Source organism: Pseudomonas californiensis, from assembly GCF_021147775.1.
Classification (GTDB): domain Bacteria; phylum Pseudomonadota; class Gammaproteobacteria; order Pseudomonadales; family Pseudomonadaceae; genus Aquipseudomonas; species Aquipseudomonas californiensis.
The window spans coordinates 35994-53672 of the sequence record NZ_JAGTPK010000017.1 but is presented as its reverse complement, the minus strand read 5'-3'; the positions used below and the strand labels follow the sequence as shown (position 1 = coordinate 53672).

Here is a 17679-nt window from a genome sequence, read left to right as displayed (position 1 = left end):
ATTCTGTACTCCCGCAAAACGTACTGGGAGACAGGTCATGGCTCGGCATTACGATGATTTACCCAACAGCACTGTGAAAAACCGTCGTCAGCAGGAAGACCAGCGCCGCATGGAATTCCGCCGTGCGATTGAAAGCTATTGCGAGGCGCGTCAACTCAATCAGGAGCTCTGCGACTACATGGAAGGCGTGACCGGCGAAGTCTGGCAGACCGTCAAGCCGACCGTGGACGTCCGTCGAAGCGCTCGACAAGCTGGCTGATCTGCGCACGTTCAGTACGGATGAACGCCAGAAAGGCGTGGGCCACCGGAGACAGGCGTTTGTCCTTGGCTTGCACCACGCACCAGCTTCGATACAAAGGCAGCTCGGCCACTGGCAGCTCTACAAGGGCGCCGGTGGCGAGTTCCTGACAGACCGCATGGCGCGTCAGCAGCGCCAGCCCCAGCCCGGCGACCACGCATTCGCGTTGCGCCTCGCTTGAAGACACCTCCAGCGTCTGCGTGAAATGCACGCGCTTTTCCTTGAAGTATTCCTCGCAGGCCCTGCGCGTACCCGAGCCGATTTCGCGGGTCAACAGCGGCCACGGCTCCAGGTCCTTCAGGCTCAGCGACTGCTGGCTGCACAGCGGGTGATCCGCAGGAGCCACCGCAACGATCGGATTGTTGAGGAACGGCAGAAATTCCAGCCCCATGTCCTGCGGCACCATCGACATCACCACCAGATCATCGCGGTTGTCCGAGAGACGCCGGATGATCTGTGCCCGATTGACCACCATCAGGCTCAGGCTGACTTCCGGGTGCTTGCGTTTGAACGCGGCAAACAAATGCGGGGTGAAATACTTGCAGCTCGACTCGACGGCCAGTTTCAGTTGGCCTTGCAGTGAGCCTTGCAGGTCCGAGAGCTGCATGTCGAGGTTCTCAAGCCGGCCAAAGATGTCCCGGCTGGCCAGTTGCAAGGCTTCGGCGGCTTCGGTCAGGTACAGCTTTTTACCGACATACTCAAACAGTGGCTGACCCACCAGCTCTTCGAGCTGGCGTATCTGCAGGCTGACGGCAGGCTGAGTCAGCGACATTTCTTCTGCTGCACGGCTATAGGAGCGCAGATCGCACACTTCGTTGAAAATGCGCAGCTGACGCAATGTCATACGCATCAATGACTTACGCATTATTAGATGTCTCGTGCAGACGTTCGAGATCTGACTATAAGCTTTTACTTATACATGACCCAACTTTTACTCATTTTTATTAATTCTCGATCAGGAATAGGGTGTCCCTGCGGCATCGCGTCACATGTCTCGTTACACAACAGCGGCGATTGCATCGCGTCATGCAGCCTGCATGCTCCGGCTCAAACCGGTTGTTTGTCCTTAGGGTCGAGGAAACGCCAGTGATAAAAAAAATTCTGATCGCCAACCGTGGAGAGATTGCCGTTCGTATCGTGCGCGCCTGCGCCGAGATGGGCATTCGCTCGGTGGCGATCTATTCCGATGCCGACCGCCATGCCTTGCATGTCAAACGTGCTGACGAAGCCTATAGCATTGGTGCCGAACCTCTCGCGGGTTATCTGAACCCACGCAAACTGGTCAACCTTGTCGTGGAAACCGGCTGTGATGCACTGCACCCAGGCTATGGTTTTCTGTCCGAGAATGCCGAGCTGGCCGATATTTGCGCCGAACGCGGAATCAAATTCATTGGGCCTTCGGCGGAAGTGATCCGCCGCATGGGCGACAAGACCGAAGCGCGGCGCAGCATGATCAAGGCCGGTGTACCGGTCACACCGGGCACTGAAGGTAATGTGGCCGACATCGAAGAAGCGCTGGTCGAAGGCGAGCGCATCGGTTATCCGGTCATGCTCAAGGCCACATCTGGCGGCGGTGGACGGGGTATTCGTCGTTGCAACAGTCGCGAAGAGCTTGAACAGGCGTTTCCTCGGGTGATTTCCGAAGCCACAAAGGCGTTCGGGTCGGCCGAGGTGTTTCTCGAAAAATGCATCGTCAATCCCAAGCACATCGAAGCCCAGATTCTGGGCGACAGCTTCGGCAATGTCGTGCACCTGTTCGAGCGCGATTGTTCGATTCAGCGGCGCAACCAGAAGCTCATCGAAATTGCCCCCAGCCCTCAATTGACACCCGAGCAGCGCGCCTACATCGGTGACCTGTCGGTGCGGGCGGCCAAGGCAGTGGGCTACGAGAATGCGGGCACCGTGGAGTTTCTGCTCGCCGAAGGTGAGGTGTACTTCATGGAGATGAACACCCGGGTCCAGGTCGAGCACACCATTACCGAAGAAATCACCGGTATCGACATTGTTCGCGAACAGATTCGCGTGGCGTCCGGCCTGCCGCTCTCGGTCAAGCAAGAGGACATCATCCATCGCGGGTTTGCCCTGCAGTTTCGTATCAATGCTGAAGACCCGAAGAACAACTTTCTGCCCAGCTTCGGCAAGATCACGCGTTATTACGCGCCTGGTGGGCCAGGTGTGCGCACCGATACGGCGATTTACACGGGTTATACGATCCCGCCTTTTTATGACTCGATGTGCCTGAAACTGATTGTCTGGGCGTTGACCTGGGAAGAGGCCATGGACCGGGGCCTGCGTGCACTGGATGACATGCGCTTGCAGGGTGTGAAGACCACGGCTGCTTATTATCAGGAAATTCTGCGTAACCCGGAATTTCGCAGCGGTGAATTCAATACCAGTTTCGTTGAGAGCCACCCTGAGCTGACCAATTACTCGATCAAGCGCAAACCCGAAGAGTTGGCCCTGGCCATCGCCGCCGCCATCGCCGCCCACGCAGGCCTTTGAATGCAGCTGCCAGCTGTCCGTTACGCGCAACATGTGAAAGCGACTCCGCTTTCCATGCAGTGCGCAGCGTGAAGCTTGCCGCTATAAGGAGACAAGAATGACCAAGAAGATCTTTGTAACCGACACCATCCTGCGTGACGCCCATCAGTCCTTGCTGGCCACCCGCATGCGCACTGAAGACATGCTGCCAATCTGCGACAAACTCGACCAGGTCGGCTATTGGTCGCTGGAAATGTGGGGCGGCGCAACGTTTGACGCCTGTGTGCGCTTTCTCAAGGAAGACCCGTGGGAGCGCCTGCGCCAACTGCGTGCCGCTTTGCCCAACACCTGTTTGCAGATGCTGCTGCGCGGCCAGAACCTGCTGGGCTACCGCCATTACAGTGACGACGTGGTCAAGGCGTTCGTGGCCAAGGCGGCAGTCAACGGCATTGATGTGTTCCGCATCTTCGACGCGATGAATGACGTGCGTAACCTGCGGGTTGCCATCGAGGCTGTGAAGGCTGCGGGCAAGCATGCCCAAGGCACCATCGCTTACACCACCAGCCCGGTTCACACCATTGAAGCCTTCGTTGCGCAAGCCCGGCAGATGGAATCCATGGGCTGCGACTCGGTCGCGATCAAGGACATGGCCGGCCTGCTCACGCCTTACGCGACCGGTGAGCTGGTCAAGGCCTTGAAAGCCGAGCAATCGTTACCGGTGTTCATCCACTCCCATGACACCGCAGGCCTGGCGGCGATGTGTCAGCTGAAAGCGATTGAAAGCGGCGCCGATCATATCGACACCGCGATCTCCAGCTTCGCCTGGGGCACCAGCCATCCGGGGACCGAGTCCATGGTCGCGGCCCTCAAGGGCAGCGAATTCGATACCGGGCTGGACCTGGAGCTGTTGCAGGAAATCGGTCTGTATTTCTATGCGGTGCGCAAAAAGTACCACCAGTTCGAAAGCGAGTTCACCGCTGTCGACACCCGTGTGCAGGTTAACCAGGTGCCGGGCGGGATGATTTCCAACCTCGCCAATCAGCTCAAGGAGCAGGGTGCGCTCAATCGCATGAGCGAAGTACTGGCCGAGATTCCGCGCGTCCGCAAAGACCTTGGGTATCCACCACTGGTGACGCCAACCTCGCAGATTGTTGGCACTCAGGCGTTTTTCAACGTGCTGGCCGGTGAGCGTTACAAGACCATCACCAACGAAGTGAAGCTCTACCTGCAAGGCGGTTACGGCAAGGCGCCCGGCCAGGTGGACGAAAAGCTGCGTCGTCAGGCCATTGGCAGCGAAGAGCTGATCGATGTTCGGCCAGCGGACCTGCTCAAGCCGGAAATGACCAAGCTGCGTGCCGATATCGGTCCCTTGGCCAAGTCTGAAGAAGACGTACTGACCTTCGCCATGTTCCCGGACATTGGTCGCAAGTTTCTTGAAGAGCGCGCTGCCGGGACCCTGGCGCCTGAAGTGCTGCTGCCAATTCCAGAAGCGGGTGGGGTGGCCAGGCCAGGCGGCGAGGGCGTACCGACCGAGTTCGTCATCGACGTGCATGGCGAGACCTATCGTGTGGACATCACGGGTGTGGGCGTCAAGGCCGAGGGCAAGCGTCACTTCTACCTGTCCATTGATGGCATGCCGGAAGAGGTGGTGTTCGAACCCCTCAACGAGTTCGTCAGCGGTGGCGCCAGCAAGCGCAAACAGGCGCACGAGCCAGGTCATGTCAGCACCACCATGCCAGGCAACATCGTCGACGTGCTGGTCAAGGAAGGCGATAGGGTTAAGACCGGTCAGGCCGTACTGATCACCGAAGCAATGAAGATGGAAACCGAAGTCCAGGCAGCGATCGCAGGCAAAGTCGTCGCGATTCACGTTGCCAAAGGTGACCGCGTCAACCCGGGCGAAATCCTGATCGAAATCGAAGGCTGATCAGCCTTCGATGCTATTCAAATAACCGAATCGATTACCTCTGGGGGCCCTTGTGGCTCCCTTTTTTTATCCGTTTTGCTCAGCCGCACCCCATCAAGCCGATGTACCCGCTGCTTGTGAGCACCGGGCCACCGCCCAATGTTTGGCTGGAAACCCGCCCTTTCAGGAGTGCGCGCGTCGGGCGTCGAAGGCTGTCTGTCAGCCATCCGATGCCTGTCTGAACGTCTCCAGCCCTTTGATCTGCTGACCGTCGACGAAGTTGTCCGCTGCCAGCCAGCCCTCGAACGCTTTCTGCAGTTCGGGCCATTCGCTGTCGAGAATCGAGTACCAGGCGGTGTCTCTGCTCTGACCCTTGACGACCATGTGCTGACGAAAGATGCCCTCATGGCTGAAGCCAAAGCGATCCGCGGCACGTTTGGAGCGTGCATTGTTGTTATTGCACTTCCACTCCAGTCGGCGATTGCCCAGTGCAAAGGCTTCCCTGGCCAACAGGTAAATGGCTTCGGTGCCTTTAGGCGTGCGCTGCATGGCCGCGCCGAAAGTGACATGCCCGATTTCTATGCGCCCGTGTGCGGCAACAATCGATAGAAAGCTGATCACGCCTTCGGTGGCACCGGTCTGTTGATTGACCACGGCGTAAAACCACGGATCGGTGTCTGCGGCATGACGTGTCAGCCACGCGTCAAACGCGCTGCGCTCCGCGAATGGGCCATAAGGCAGATAGTCCCAGAGCTTGAGATCGGCATCGGGGCCTTGCAGGGCGGCCCACAGGTCATCGCCATGACGCGCGACATCGAGTTTTTCCAGGCGGATGAAACGGCCCGTCAGGGTGTGTGCGCCAGGCAGCGTTGCGGCTTGCCAGTCCAATAATGTGTCAGACATGAATCACTTCCTGTATCAAAGAGGCTTGCGAAACTGGATGTAACCGCCGCGATCTGCAATTCGCTCATACAACTGAATCGCCGTGGCATTGGTTTCGTGCGTCAGCCAATGCACCTTATCGCAATCATCGGCTTTGGCGGCGGCGTAGACGTATTCGATCAATTGCCTGCCGATGCCGGTGCCGCGCTGTTCGGGAGCAACAATCAGATCTTGCAGGTAGCAGGCATTTTTAATGCTCCAGTTGGAGCGGTGATAGATGAAATTCACCATGCCTACGGCATCTGCACCTCGCCAGGCCAATGCCGAGTGGGTTGGTTCGCTCGGGTCCAGCAGGCGGCGCCACGTCTCTGCGCTGACGTCTTCGCCCAATTCGGTCTTGTAGAACCGCAGGTAGGTTTGCCACAACGGCAGCCAGGCCTGCTGATCGTCTGCTGTCACTCGGCGGATCTGGATGTCGGTCATGACTCTCTCCCTGTGCTCATCAAGCGGGCGATTTGCTGATCATTGGCAAGCGTGCTGGCCGCGAGGCCGTCACGTACACCGGCTACATCCTCGGCGCTGCGGTTCTGGCTGAGTTTGTGTTTGCCCTCCAGGCGCTGGATGGGCAGGGCAAAACCGACGATGGCGCCGAGCATTTTGGCGATGTAATCGGCCGGTGCGTCGTCGATCGACCAAGGTTGTGCCCGACCCGACTCATGCCGATTGGTCAGGTCGTTCAGCAACTGCTTCAAACGTTCCGGGTCAGTAAATACTTCGGCCTGACCGTAGGCGTGAACGGCGGTGTAATTCCAGGTCGGTACGACTTTGCCGTGCTCCGCCTTGCTGGGGTAATAAGAGGGGCTTACATAAGCGTCGTCACCGGTAAATATCACCAGAGTGTCGGCCAGGCCGGCCATCGTTCGCCACTGCGGATTGGCCTTGGCCACGTGGCCGTAAAGCGTGCCATAAGGGCCGTGATCCCTGCGCAACAGAAGCGGCAAGTGCGTGGCCTGCATGCCATCCTGATCCTGGCTGATCAGAATCGCCAGACGAGTGTGGTCGATATGCGCGTGCAGAACGGGCAGGGTGTCTTCATTGAATGCGGCGGGCGTGTACATGGCAATTCTTCCTGGCTGATGGTGCGATCCTAGGCAAGCTATTGGTTTGTTGTAAGATCCACTTTCACCAGATTTCATAGGACCAATTTCATGTCCGTCGATCCCGCTGTGTTTCCGTCCACGCTGACGGGCATCAAACTGGATCGCAGCCAGGGGCTCAGCAAGCAGCTCTATCAAGCGCTGCGCCAGCAGATTCTGGATGCTCGCCTGGGCAGCGGCACCCGGTTGCCTGCAAGTCGAGAGCTGGCCGAGGCCTTGGCGATTTCTCGCAACAGCGTGATGCGCGCCTACGACCAGCTGTATGCGGAAGGTTTTACCGAGACGCGGGTCGGTGACGGGACCTATGTCATCCAGCTGTCAAAGACTCGCGTTGCGCTTGAACGAAAATCGAACGAAAAAGTGTCCACAGCTCTTACGGGGTTTTCCACAGGCTTATCCACAGCGAAAATGCCTTCAACGGACGTGCAAAAGCTGGAAGAAAAAGCCGTATCGGGCGCCGCGCTTGAGCTGATCGAGCAGCATCACATGAGCGCGCCGCTGACAGGTGCACCCAGAGCGTTTCGTGTCGGTATCCCTGCGTTCGATCTGTTCCCGTTCGACATCTGGGGCAAGCTGCAGGCGGCGTTCTGGCGCAAGCCCGATCACGCTCTTTTGAGCTACGGCGCGCCTGCGGGTGAATGGCGGCTCAGGGAATTGATCGCTATCTATCTGCGTTCTTCTCGCGGGCTGCAATGCACCGCCGAACAGATTGTGATCACCAATGGTGCCCAGCATGCCATCAGCCTGTGCGCGCAGTTGCTGGTCGAGGTCGGAAAAGGCGTGGCAATAGAAAACCCCGGCTACCGTGCTGCTGGTCACGCGTTTGCGGTCGCAGGTGCGCGTTTGACGGGGATTGCGGTCGACAGCGAAGGGCTTTGCTGTGCGGCGCTTGAGCGCACCGACTGCACGCTGGCGTACGTCACCCCATCGCATCAGTACCCGACTGGGGTAGTCATGAGCCTGGCTCGGCGTCTGGAATTGCTGGCGTGGGCTGAAAGGCGAGGGGGCTGGATCGTCGAAGATGATTACGATGGCGAATATCGCTACAGCGGTGCGCCTCTGGCACCTTTGGCTGCGCTGGATGGCGGCGGGCGGGTGCTCTACGTGGGCACGTTTGGCAAAATAGCCTTTCCGGCGATGCGCCTCGGTTATCTAGTGTTGCCTGAGGCGTTGGTCCAACCATTTGCTCAGCGCAAGGCGGTGGACATGCGCCACACCGAGATCAGCACGCAGCGGGTCATGGCGCAATTCATTGCCTTGGGCCATTTCCAGCGACACATTCGTCGCATGCGTCGTGCATCCCTGAGCCGACGCGACACATTGCTGGCAAACTGGCCGAAGGACATTCCCGGCTGCGCTGCCATGCCCAGAGTCACCGCAGGGCTGCACGTCATGGTCAAGGTAGACAGTCTGGCCCGGGAGCAGGAACTGATCGGAAAGGCGGCGCGGGTTGGAGTAGATATCAGCGCATTGAGCGGCTATTGGCTGCCGGATTCCTCCGAGCCGATGGATAACCGCGCCGGGCTGGTGCTGGGTTTTGCCGCCGTGCCGGAAGTCGACATAGCCGATGCACTGAACAGGTTGCGCAAGGTCTGGTCGGAGTAGGCCAGCTGTGCCCGTATAATCGTCGCTTTCGGCGACTTGTCATTGAGATACCCATGAACACTTCTCTTTCTGCAACACCGGGGCGTACCTACGGCGCGCCTCTGGCGGCTTTATTTCTGCTGCTGATGGGCGCGCAGTTTCTGCTGCTCAGCGTCGGCACTCGTCAGGTTCTGCTGTGGGTTGTCGGCGCGGCGCTGGGCGTGACGCTCTACCATGCCGCGTTCGGGTTTACTTCAGCCTGGCGTGTATTCATCCGCGAGCGACGTGGCGCCGGGCTGCGTGCGCAAATGGTCATGCTGGCAGTTGCCGTGCTGCTCTTCTTCCCGGCACTGGGCGCTGGTTCGCTGTTCGGACAGCCGGTTACAGGTCTTGTGGCGCCAGTTGGCGTTTCGGTGGTGGTAGGTGCTTTCATTTTCGGTATCGGCATGCAACTTGGCGGCGGCTGTGCGTCGGGCACGTTGTTCACTGCCGGTGGCGGTAATGCGCGGATGCTGGTCACGCTGCTGTTCTTTATCCTTGGGTCGCTTATTGCCACGCATCACGTTGACTGGTGGTTTGCGCTGCCTTCGTTTCCGGCCATCTCTGTGGTCAAGAGCTTCGGCGTGGTCCCGGCCTTGATCGGCAATCTGGCGCTGTTCGGCCTGATCGCGTTCATCACCGTGCGCCTCGAAAAGCGTCGCCATGGCCAGCTTGAGGCGCCGGTGACGAGTGAGCACCATGGCCTGAAACGCTTCGTGCGCGGGCCATGGATGCTGGTCTGGGGCGCAGTGGCGCTGGCCGTTCTGAACTACGCCACACTGGCACTCGCGGGCCGGCCATGGGGCATCACCTCGGCCTTCGCCTTGTGGGGCGCCAAAGTGGCCAGCAGTCTGGGTGTTGATGTCGCAAGCTGGGTGTTCTGGCAGAGCGCGGCGAACGCGAAGGCACTTGCCGCACCGGTCTGGCAGGACGTCACCAGCGTCATGGACATTGGCATCATGCTGGGCGCCTTGCTGGCGGCAGGACTGGCCGGGCGTTTTGCGCCGAGTCTCGATATTCCCACGCGCTCACTGGTTGCTGCGGTCATCGGCGGATTGCTGCTGGGGTATGGCTCTCGCCTGGCTTACGGCTGCAACATCGGGGCGTATTTCAGCGGCATCGCCTCCGGCAGCCTGCACGGCTGGCTCTGGCTGGTGATGGCGTATGCCGGTAACGTTGTCGGCGTGCAGCTGCGCCCGATCTTCTTCGCTGGCGAGCGTCCGCAAGCGGCCTTGAGCGGCTGCTGACCCCATGTAACCTTTCGATATAAAGCGGGCTGTCTGCGAACCATCTGCAGCATTGGCATTCAAAGCCCATGCAGTAGCGAGGTGGTACGCACGCAGTCTCGCTTTTTTATCGATGGGGTAGTCCTTTGCAGCAAACGATCATTTCGAAAATCCGGTTCCTGGGCAAAACAATCGGTTACGTAGGTTGGTCACTGTTCTGGCTGCTGATCTGGGACGTGATCGTCACCGTCGACTTCATGTTGTACCTGGAGCGCAAGATCACACTGCCGTCGATGCCGCTGACCCTGCTGGGTTCGGCGCTGGTGGTCCTGACCAGCTTCCGCAATTCCAGCGCCTACAACCGCTGGTGGGAAGCCCGCACGTTATGGGGTGCGCTGGTCAACAGCTCGCGCAGCTTCGCCCGGCAGGTACTGACACTGGTTGAAGATGACGAAAATGGTATTAACCCGGTCAAGGCTGATCTGCTGCGCCGTCACGTTGCCTACGTGAAATGTCTGTCCGCGCACCTGAAAGGTGTTTCCTGCAACGATGAAGTGCAGATGCTGATCCCTCGCGAAGAGTTCGAGCGTCGCTTCGACACCAACAACTTCCCCAACGACCTGCTTAACGTCTCGGCTGCAATGCTGGCCAGGGAGTACCAGGCAGGTCTTCTGGACAGCATCCGTCTGGCGCGTCTCGAATCGACGATGGTGGATATTTCCAACTGCCAGGGCGGCATGGAGCGTATTGCCAATACGCCGCTGCCTTACCCGTATGTGGCATTCCCTCGACTGTTCATCACGCTGTTCTGCCTGATCGTTCCGATCGGTCTGGTGGAGACGCTTGGCTGGTTTACGCCACTGGCCTCGACTGTGGTGGGTTTCATGCTGCTGGCCATCGAGAAAATCGGCACAGACTTGCAGAGCCCATTCCGCGCCAGTGAGCATGAAATTCAGATGACGGCACTGTGCGAAAACATCGAACGCAATCTGGATTCAATGCTTCGAGGTGCGCAGGAGGAGAGCAGGATTTCGTGAGAGAAGGGTGTTCGCGAGGTGATGGCAGTTAGCGATGTTGACTCAGGCCAATCCTGAGTCGACAGGGCGGATGGAGAGCTGCTTAACGCAGCTCTCCACACAAGTCGAGTTCCACCAGACGGCGGCTCTCGTCGATCTTCAGGTCCGAACCGAGCAGCGCATGCAATTTGCCCAGCGCGGCTTCACGGGTCATGCCGCCACCGCAAAGTACGCCCGCACTGCGCAGACGACTGCCCGCTTCGTAGACATCGAACTCGACGCCCCCTTCGTGACATTGCGTGATGGCGACCACGCAAATGCCCAGTGCGCGGGCGCGCTCCAGGCTCTCGATGAAGCGCGGATCATCGCTGGGGCCAGTGCCGCTGCCGAAACATTCAAGCACCAGGCCTTGAATGTTGCTGTTGATCAGACCATCAAGGTGAGCGGCACCAACACCCGGAAACAATGGCAGGACAGCGACGCTGGCCAGTGTCTTCGGCTGGCGGTAGTTCATTGCGTCGGGCAACGAAATTGCCGAATGTCCGCCACGGGAACGTTGCAAAGGCGCGAACGGATGACGCCCAAAGCTGCGAATTTTCGCGCAGCGGGTGGGCGCCATCAGTTCACCGTGGAAGTACAGCTGGACACCTGCTGGCAAACCGCTGCCCAGTGCCAGCAGTGCCCCGTTGACGTTTTCCCACGCATCGCTGTCCGGCACACCGGCCGGTAGCATCGAACCGGTGAACACCACCGGCGCATCAAGGCCCAGCAATTGGAAGCTCATTGCCGCCGCGCTGTACGCGAGGGTGTCGGTGCCATGCAGCACCAGCACTGCATCGCAGCCTTCCACGTCCACCGCTTCGATTACCGCTTCGCGCAGACGAAGCCAGTAGGCGGGCGTCATGTTGGCGCTGTCGATCAGGGGTGCCATTTCGCGAAAGCGCCATTGCGGCACGACCAGTTCCGGTAGCTCGGCCAGTTGCCCGGCCATTCTGGCCTCGAAACCCGATGCAGGCGCAAGGCCGTTGGCGCTGGCCTGCATGCCGATGGTGCCGCCGGTATAAAGAACCATCACTCGCTGTGCGGGTGGGTGTACATCATGAGGCATGGTTCTTCTCCTGCGCGGCGCTCGGTTGATTATCGTGGTTGAGGAGCTGGCTTGGCTGCCACTTCAATTTCGTTTGTCGGCGTGTGGCTCGGGTTGGCAGGCCATGCGCTGCGGTCCAGATCCAGGTCCGGGAACTGACTGGAATCGAACACCGGCGTCTTGATGCCCGCCCGACGCTGCGTATCGTAGTCAACCAGGATGCGCTTGACGACCTTGAACAGCATGGCCAGCGCGATCAGGTTGACGAACGCCAGCAGGGTCATGGTGATGTCCGCGAATGCCAGCACATCTTTCAGGTCGACGACGGCGCCCCAGAGAATCAGTGCCAGTACTGCGATGCGGTAGATCACGATGGCCTTGAGCTTCTCGCCAAACAGGAAGCGCAGGCTGTTTTCACCCAGATAGTAGTTGTAGAGGATCGAGGTGAACACAAACAGAGCCAGCGCAACGCTGATGAAGACACGACCCCAGTCACCGACCACGGCTGCGAGCGAGTTCTGTGCCAGAACGATACCGTTGCCGTCGTAGCCGACGTTGTAGATACCGGAGAGCAGAATCAGCAACGCGGTGCAGGTGCAGATGACGAAGGTGTCGAGGAACACGCTGAACGCTTGAACCACGCCCTGGGCAACCGGGTGTTCGACCTGAGCTACGGCTGCCACGTTGGGTGCGCTGCCCAGACCGGCTTCGTTGGCGAATACGCCACGTTTCACACCCATCACGATGGCGCTGCCGATCAGGCCGCCAAACACAGGGTCAAGACCGAAGGCGCTTTTGACGATGGTCATCAACATGCCAGGTACATGATCGATCTGCAGAACGATCACGTAGACGGTCACTGCGATGTAGATCAGGGTCTTGACCGGAACCAGCAGGTCGGAAATGGCAGCGATGCGCTTGATGCCGCCGATGAAAGCCAAACCCAGTAGCACGACCAGACAGATACCGGTGGTGGTGGTGCTGACACCGAACGCGCTGTTCAGCGAGTCTGTTACTGCGTGGGACTGCAAGCCGTTGAAGGCGAAGCCGAAGGTCACCAGCAGCAGTACAGCCATGACCATACCCAGCCAGCGCTTGCCCAGGCCGTGCTGAATGTAATACGCCGGACCGCCGCGGAACTGGCCTTCGGAGTCTTTGCGTTTGTAAAGCTGAGCGAGCGAACACTCGATGAAGCTGCTGGACATGCCGACCAGTGCGGTGACCCACATCCAGAACACGGCGCCCGGACCACCGAGGGTCACGGCGATGCCGACACCTGCGATGTTACCGGCACCTACGCGGCCAGCGAGGCTGAGCATGAGGGCCTGGAATGAACTCAGTTGGCCCGAGCTGCTTTTCAAACTGTCGCGAAAAACCGCGAACATATGGAAAAAGTGTCGAAACTGAACGAAACGTGAACGGATCGTGAAGTAACTACCCAGGCCTACGATGAGTACAATCAGTACTTTGCCTGAGAGGAAGTCGTTAATCATTTCCAGCATTTTTGTTATTCCTCGCTACTTTTGAGGGGGCGCACTATACCGGTGCAAAGTTTTTACGTCTGTAGTCGCTTTCTTGTGTGACTGATTCTTCATTCGCGACGATGAATGAGTACTTTCGTGATAACCCACGAAAGCGTTGTGCCAGAGGCGTCGGGCCAGAAATTGGATCCCGTCGCGTTCGAGGCAAAAAAAAGGGTCTGGAGAATCACTCCCAGACCCTCAAAAAATTGAGGGGTGTCTAGGCCCTCAATCTGGTGAGCTTGTTGCGCAGTTCATTCCTGTCAGGCCTTCAATGGAGCCAGACGAGGAGCGATCATGTTTTCCGGACGCAGGATGTCGTCGAGCATCGCGTCATCGAGCAAGCCTTCCTCACGCACCAGTTCCAGTACGCCGCGGCCTGTCTCAAGAGCGATGCGGGCGATCCGCGTCGAGTTTTCGTAGCCGATGTACGGGTTCAGTGCTGTGACCAGACCGATCGAGTGCTCGACCAGTTCACGGCAGCGCTGTTCGTTGGCGGTAATGCCGACGATGCAGTGTTCACGAAGCATGTCCATCGCGCGCTGCAGCAGGCGGATCGAGTCGAAGATCTTGTAGGCGATCAGCGGCTCCATGACGTTGAGCTGCAGCTGCCCGCCCTCTGCGGCCATGGTCAGCGACAGGTCGTTACCGATGATTTCGAAGGCCACCTGGTTGACCGCTTCTGGAATGACCGGGTTGACCTTGCCGGGCATGATCGAGCTTCCGGGCTGACGGGCAGGCAGGTTGATTTCGTTGATGCCGGTGCGTGGGCCGCTGGACAGCAGGCGCAGGTCGTTGCAGATCTTCGACAGCTTGACCGCTGTGCGCTTGAGCATGCCCGAGAACAGTACGAAGGCGCCCATGTCCGACGTGGCTTCGATCAGGTCGGCTGCCGGTACCAGCGGCTGGCCGCTTATGGTTGCGAGGCGATCTACGGCAAGCTTCTGATAGCCAGGGTCGGCGTTGATGCCGGTGCCGATAGCCGTGCCGCCCAGATTGACCTCGGTCAGCAGTTCAGGCGCGAGGCTGCGCAGACGGTTCAGGTCTTCTGTCAGGGTGGTGGCGAAGGCGCGGAATTCCTGGCCCAGGGTCATCGGGACCGCATCCTGCAACTGGGTGCGGCCCATTTTCAGAACGTGATTGAATTCCTGGCCCTTTGCCGCGAATGCCTGGATCAGACTGTCGAGGCTGGCGAGCAGCGCGTCGTGACCCAGCAGCAGACCCAGGCGGATGGCCGTCGGATAGGCATCGTTGGTCGACTGCGCCATGTTCACATCGTTGTTCGGGTGCAGGTGTTTGTACTCACCCTTCTCGAAGCCCATGGATTCCAGGGCGATGTTGGCAATGACCTCGTTGGCATTCATGTTGGTCGACGTACCGGCGCCGCCCTGAATCATGTCGACGACGAACTGGTCGTGAAAGTCGCCGCGGATCAACCGTGCGCAGGCCTCGCTTATAGCTGCATGCTTGGCGTCGGTCAGATGTCCGAGCTGGTTGTTTGCATCAGCTGCTGCCTGCTTGACCATGGCCAGGGCCACGACCAGCTTCGGATAGTGCGACAGCGGTACGCCGGAGAGGTGAAAATTGTTCACCGCCCGCAGGGTCTGAATGCCGTAATAAGCAGCGGCAGGGACTTCGAGAACACCCAACAGGTCTTTTTCGATGCGCAGTGATGCAGGCGAGGACATGATAAAAAAAGTCTCAAAAAAGGCACGGACAATGCCGGAACGCCGCGAATATTGGGCTTCACCTCTTAATTTGGCTAATGCCTTTAACCGCTGGCCTATGCAAGAACGGCATAATGAGAATGTGACCCGGAGCAATCATGGTACGTAAAGGCGGCAAAACGTCGCACCTGTGGGCGTTGTCGTTCCATACCCAATGTTGTTGATTCATGTATCGGCTTTGCTGTGCGCGCCGTCTTCATCCTGTCGGCTTTAATTGACGTGGGCATACACGACCCTGATCCGCCCGCTGTTGAAGACAATGGTGTCCGGAGGGACCTGATGAATCTGGAAAGCAAATGGTTGGAGGATTTCAGCGCGCTGGCGGCCACCCGCAGTTTTTCCCAGGCCGCCGAGCGTCGCTTTGTCACGCAGCCAGCCTTCAGCAGAAGAATCCGCAGCCTTGAGTCCGCGCTGGGCCTTACCCTGGTGAATCGCTCGCGAACGCCCATCGAGTTGACGGCAGCTGGTCAGCTGTTTCTGGTGACAGCACGCACGGTGGTTGAACAGCTGGGTGAAGTCGTTCGCCATCTTCACCACCTGGAAGGCGGGCAGGGCGAGGTCATGCAGGTCGCGGCGGCCCACTCGCTGGCGCTCGGCTTCTTCCCGCGCTGGATTGCCCAACTGCGTAATGAAGGTCTGAACATCGCGACGCGTCTCGTGGCAACCAACGTGGGCGATGCCGTTCACGCGCTGCGCGAAGGCGGTTGCGACCTGATGTTGGCGTTCTACGATCCCGACGCGGCATTGCAGATGGATGCCGAGATCTTTCCATCACTGCACCTTGGCCAGACTCAGATGCTGCCGGTCTGCGCTGCGGACGCCAGCGGTCAACCGTTGTTCGACATGGAAGGTGAGGCCAGTGTGCCGTTGTTGGCGTACAGCGCGGGTGCCTTTCTCGGCCGTTCGGTCAACCTGCTGCTGCGCCAGCGCAACCTGCGTTTTACGACGGTGTATGAAACTGCGATGGCGGACAGCCTTAAAAGCATGGCGCTCGAGGGGCTGGGTATTACCTGGGTGCCGCAGCTCAGCGTACGAGCCGAACTGGCACGTGGCGAGCTAGTGGTATGCGGCGGGCCGCAGTGGCATGTACCACTGGAGATTCGCCTGTACCGCTGCGCCCTGGTCCGCAAGGCCAACGTCCGCCTGCTGTGGCGCAAGCTGGAAAGCGCGGCTGCCCAGGAACAGGCCTGACACGGGCCGCCACGTAATTTCAAAAGGTTTTTGCAGCGTGAGCGGCCCGTATTCACTCAGGGGTATTCGCTCAGGTGAGCGGCGATGCGTTGTTTGTTCTCGTCGCTGAACACATAGCAATTGGCGCGCAGGTTGACCCGGGTTGGCATCAGATTGGTTTCGCACCACCAGCCGTTCTGGTAAAGCACTTCTGCCGAGTCATGATGACCACCCAGCATATGACCCAGCTCGTGCGCAGGCGCCGGATAGGTTTCCAGTGATGCGATACCGGCATAGCCTTTGTCTATTGCAAAGCCCATGACTTTCGAGTTGATACTGTTGTTGGTAAGCAGCAGGTACTTGGTGGTGTGGTTGCGCGGCAGATTGTGGGTGTTCATGTACTGATCGACCTGTTTTTTCCAAAGAGCAGACAATTGGTCCGTGTCGTCTCCCTTATAGGAGAAGTCAGTCAAGGCCGGAGCATTACGAATGAATTCCAGATTGATCCGACGCCCCGTAAAACTCTCCAGGTCTTTTATCAGCCAGGCAAAGTGATTCTCGACAAGGCTGTCGATCTTCGCCTGGGGCAGGTCATCATGGATAACGAGGTAGAAGAACAGAGGCCGCTTGGAGGGCGGGCCGTCGGGCAGATCGTTGGCCAGTACGCCGTGGCACAGCGATAGCGTAACCGCCATCAATAGAGAAGTTGCGATTGCTTTGAACATGGTTACTCATCCTTGAGCAGGTAAAAGGTCCGGTCGGTCCTTCATGGATCGACGTAATCAGCTAATAGCAAAATGTGTGGCGTGTGAGTCGGCACAGGCAGCTGCGTGTGTAGGTATGTCCTGCATGGAAGGCAGGACGCTCGCCGTTGCTGTTGTATGCACTTGAAGGAAGGTTTTCGCCGCGTGCAAAAACCTTGAGCGGTTGGTCGTCGAAGGGGCTGTCATCCTGGCGCATTGAGGTATACTGCGCGGCCTTTGGCCGGTTGAATCGGTCATTATTCGTACAACAAGCCACGCTGGTTTTCCTGCGTGGCTTGTTGTTTTCAGACGCGCCTGCGGGCGCCCGATGAGAGGCACGACGATGAGCGCACTGGTTGGCGTGATCATGGGCTCCAAGTCCGATTGGTCCACCCTTAGCCACACCGTGGACATGCTGGAAAAGCTCGGCATTCCTTATGAAGTCAAAGTGGTGTCAGCTCACCGCACGCCGGACCTGCTGTTTCAGTATGCCGAGCAGGCTGAAGGCCGCGGCATTGAGGTGATCATCGCCGGTGCGGGTGGCGCGGCGCATTTGCCTGGCATGTGTGCGGCCAAGACACACCTGCCTGTGCTGGGTGTTCCGGTGCAGTCTTCCATGCTGTCGGGCGTCGACTCACTGCTGTCGATCGTGCAGATGCCAGCCGGTATTCCGGTGGCGACCCTGGCAATCGGCAAGGCGGGCGCGATCAACGCAGCCCTGCTGTCGGCGAGCATCCTGGGTGCAAAGCATCCACAATTTCACATAGCGCTGAAGACATTCCGTGCTGAGCAGACAGACAGCGTCCTGGACAATCCAGACCCACGCCACGCCTGAGGTTTTTC

The 17679-nt window shown here is 58.8% G+C and carries 16 protein-coding genes; 8 read left to right on the top strand and 8 right to left on the bottom strand.

From position 1 onward, the window contains the following. The first annotated feature begins 73 nt into the window (after positions 1-73). On the top strand, positions 74-259 hold the full coding sequence (locus tag KDX37_RS17550; RefSeq protein ID WP_231654037.1) for a PA3496 family putative envelope integrity protein: 186 nt from the start codon (positions 74-76) through the stop codon (positions 257-259). Here the strand turns inward: KDX37_RS17550 and KDX37_RS17545 are convergent. Then, a complete protein-coding gene (locus tag KDX37_RS17545) occupies positions 213-1148 on the bottom strand; it encodes a LysR family transcriptional regulator (protein WP_231654036.1) in 936 nt (311 codons plus the stop codon). The genes KDX37_RS17550 and KDX37_RS17545 overlap by 47 nt on opposite strands. Before the next feature lie 236 nt (positions 1149-1384). Between KDX37_RS17545 and KDX37_RS17540 the strand changes: the two genes are divergently transcribed. Both KDX37_RS17540 and oadA read left to right on the top strand, forming a co-directional pair. Continuing rightward, complete coding sequence (locus tag KDX37_RS17540; protein ID WP_231653975.1) at positions 1385-2800, top strand: acetyl-CoA carboxylase biotin carboxylase subunit; 1416 nt, start codon at positions 1385-1387, stop codon at positions 2798-2800. Positions 2801-2897: 97 nt separating this feature from the next. After that, entirely contained in the window at positions 2898-4706 is a 1809-nt protein-coding gene (oadA, locus tag KDX37_RS17535) for a sodium-extruding oxaloacetate decarboxylase subunit alpha (RefSeq protein ID WP_231653974.1), read from the top strand. Positions 4707-4904: 198 nt separating this feature from the next. On the opposite strand, the gene KDX37_RS17530 is transcribed toward oadA, so the two are convergent. Genes KDX37_RS17530 through KDX37_RS17520 form a run of 3 tightly spaced genes read right to left on the bottom strand, consistent with a single transcriptional unit; the run spans position 4905 to position 6685 of the window. After that, positions 4905-5588: a GNAT family N-acetyltransferase gene (locus tag KDX37_RS17530; protein WP_231653973.1), complete on the bottom strand. Its 684-nt coding sequence runs from the start codon at positions 5586-5588 to the stop codon at positions 4905-4907. A 15-nt stretch (positions 5589-5603) separates the two neighbouring features. After that, complete coding sequence (locus KDX37_RS17525; protein ID WP_231653972.1) at positions 5604-6050, bottom strand: GNAT family N-acetyltransferase; 447 nt, start codon at positions 6048-6050, stop codon at positions 5604-5606. After that, positions 6047-6685 (bottom strand): FMN-binding negative transcriptional regulator, encoded by a 639-nt coding sequence (locus KDX37_RS17520; protein ID WP_231653971.1) that lies wholly within the window; start codon positions 6683-6685, stop codon positions 6047-6049. Before KDX37_RS17520 ends, KDX37_RS17525 begins: the two co-directional genes overlap by 4 nt. A gap of 90 nt (positions 6686-6775) precedes the next feature. On the opposite strand from KDX37_RS17520, the gene pdxR reads away from it, so the two are divergent. From pdxR to KDX37_RS17505, 3 genes are all read left to right on the top strand, one after another. Then, positions 6776-8329: a MocR-like pyridoxine biosynthesis transcription factor PdxR gene (gene pdxR, locus KDX37_RS17515; RefSeq protein WP_231653970.1), complete on the top strand. Its 1554-nt coding sequence runs from the start codon at positions 6776-6778 to the stop codon at positions 8327-8329. A gap of 53 nt (positions 8330-8382) precedes the next feature. Next, entirely contained in the window at positions 8383-9594 is a 1212-nt protein-coding gene (locus KDX37_RS17510) for a YeeE/YedE family protein (RefSeq protein ID WP_231653969.1), read from the top strand. A 125-nt stretch (positions 9595-9719) separates the two neighbouring features. Beyond that, on the top strand, positions 9720-10610 hold the full coding sequence (locus KDX37_RS17505) for a bestrophin family protein (protein ID WP_231653968.1): 891 nt from the start codon (positions 9720-9722) through the stop codon (positions 10608-10610). An 82-nt stretch (positions 10611-10692) separates the two neighbouring features. Here the strand turns inward: KDX37_RS17505 and KDX37_RS17500 are convergent, their stop codons facing one another. The 3 genes from KDX37_RS17500 to aspA form a co-directional block, all read right to left on the bottom strand. Continuing rightward, entirely contained in the window at positions 10693-11697 is a 1005-nt protein-coding gene (locus KDX37_RS17500) for an asparaginase (RefSeq protein WP_231653967.1), read from the bottom strand. A 29-nt stretch (positions 11698-11726) separates the two neighbouring features. Further along, on the bottom strand, positions 11727-13178 hold the full coding sequence (locus KDX37_RS17495) for an alanine/glycine:cation symporter family protein (protein ID WP_231653966.1): 1452 nt from the start codon (positions 13176-13178) through the stop codon (positions 11727-11729). 281 nt (positions 13179-13459) lie between these two features. After that, positions 13460-14884: an aspartate ammonia-lyase gene (gene aspA / locus KDX37_RS17490; RefSeq protein WP_231653965.1), complete on the bottom strand. Its 1425-nt coding sequence runs from the start codon at positions 14882-14884 to the stop codon at positions 13460-13462. 318 nt (positions 14885-15202) lie between these two features. On the opposite strand from aspA, the gene KDX37_RS17485 reads away from it, so the two are divergent. After that, positions 15203-16114, top strand: a complete 912-nt coding sequence (locus KDX37_RS17485) for a LysR substrate-binding domain-containing protein (protein ID WP_231653964.1) — start codon at positions 15203-15205, stop codon at positions 16112-16114. Positions 16115-16170: 56 nt separating this feature from the next. Here KDX37_RS17485 and KDX37_RS17480 read toward each other — a convergent pair whose 3' ends face one another. Then, the gene (locus KDX37_RS17480) at positions 16171-16818 is read right to left on the bottom strand and encodes a zinc metalloprotease (protein ID WP_231653963.1); all 648 of its coding nucleotides are present in this window, start codon (positions 16816-16818) and stop codon (positions 16171-16173) included. Between the two features lie 361 nt (positions 16819-17179). Here KDX37_RS17480 and purE point away from each other — a divergent pair, with 361 nt between their 5' ends. Then, a complete protein-coding gene (purE, locus tag KDX37_RS17475) occupies positions 17180-17671 on the top strand; it encodes a 5-(carboxyamino)imidazole ribonucleotide mutase (RefSeq protein WP_231653962.1) in 492 nt (163 codons plus the stop codon). Positions 17672-17679 lie beyond the last annotated feature (8 nt).

Bases quoted from the DNA above. Each gene is read 5' to 3' on its own strand.
- KDX37_RS17545 (WP_231654036.1), bottom strand. From the start codon at position 1,148: ATGCGTATGACATTGCGTCAGCTGCGCATTTTCAACGAAGTGTGCGAT.
- oadA (WP_231653974.1), top strand. From the start codon at position 2,898: ATGACCAAGAAGATCTTTGTAACCGACACCATCCTGCGTGACGCCCAT.
- KDX37_RS17530 (WP_231653973.1), bottom strand. From the start codon at position 5,588: ATGTCTGACACATTATTGGACTGGCAAGCCGCAACGCTGCCTGGCGCA.
- KDX37_RS17525 (WP_231653972.1), bottom strand. From the start codon at position 6,050: ATGACCGACATCCAGATCCGCCGAGTGACAGCAGACGATCAGCAGGCC.
- KDX37_RS17520 (WP_231653971.1), bottom strand. From the start codon at position 6,685: ATGTACACGCCCGCCGCATTCAATGAAGACACCCTGCCCGTTCTGCAC.
- pdxR (WP_231653970.1), top strand. From the start codon at position 6,776: ATGTCCGTCGATCCCGCTGTGTTTCCGTCCACGCTGACGGGCATCAAA.
- KDX37_RS17510 (WP_231653969.1), top strand. From the start codon at position 8,383: ATGAACACTTCTCTTTCTGCAACACCGGGGCGTACCTACGGCGCGCCT.
- KDX37_RS17500 (WP_231653967.1), bottom strand. From the start codon at position 11,697: ATGCCTCATGATGTACACCCACCCGCACAGCGAGTGATGGTTCTTTAT.
- KDX37_RS17495 (WP_231653966.1), bottom strand. From the start codon at position 13,178: ATGCTGGAAATGATTAACGACTTCCTCTCAGGCAAAGTACTGATTGTA.
- aspA (WP_231653965.1), bottom strand. From the start codon at position 14,884: ATGTCCTCGCCTGCATCACTGCGCATCGAAAAAGACCTGTTGGGTGTT.
- KDX37_RS17485 (WP_231653964.1), top strand. From the start codon at position 15,203: ATGAATCTGGAAAGCAAATGGTTGGAGGATTTCAGCGCGCTGGCGGCC.
- KDX37_RS17480 (WP_231653963.1), bottom strand. From the start codon at position 16,818: ATGTTCAAAGCAATCGCAACTTCTCTATTGATGGCGGTTACGCTATCG.
- purE (WP_231653962.1), top strand. From the start codon at position 17,180: ATGAGCGCACTGGTTGGCGTGATCATGGGCTCCAAGTCCGATTGGTCC.